Raw genomic sequence first — 427 nt, forward strand, 5'->3', positions numbered from 1 at the left:
GAGGTGCGGCGTGTGCTGGCGGAGGCGAATGCACTGCCCGGGCTCGCGCAGCGGCTGGCGCGCGGCGAGGTCGGCTCGCTGTCGCTGTCCTTCGTCAGCACCGCCGATTACGGCATCCTGCCCGCCTTGCTGCGGCACTTTCGCGACGCGCGGCCCGATGTGCAGCTTCTGCTGCGCGAGGCCACCAGCGATGTGCAAATCGAAGCGCTCCTGGCCGGCGATGTGGATGCCGGCGTCGTGATTGCGCATCACGCCGGCTCCGTGCCGGGCGAGCTGGAATACCGCCCGATGGTGCGCGAGCGTCTCGTGCTGGCGGTGCCCGCGTCGCGCGCGGCGCAATGGGGCGTGGCGCCGGACCAGGCGATTGCGCTGGCAGATGCAGCGGCCGAACCGCTCATCATCTTCCCGCGCCGGTCCGCGCCCGCGC

The 427-nt window shown here is 72.4% G+C and carries 1 protein-coding gene; it reads left to right on the plus strand.

Annotation, left to right across the window (positions count from 1 at the left end):
• A partial coding sequence (locus tag I6F38_RS43465; protein WP_249794512.1) for a LysR substrate-binding domain-containing protein occupies positions 1-427 on the plus strand: 427 nt, incomplete at both ends.

The sequence above is a fragment of the Bradyrhizobium sp. BRP56 genome (assembly GCF_020194035.1).
GTDB lineage: Bacteria > Pseudomonadota > Alphaproteobacteria > Rhizobiales > Xanthobacteraceae > Bradyrhizobium > Bradyrhizobium australafricanum.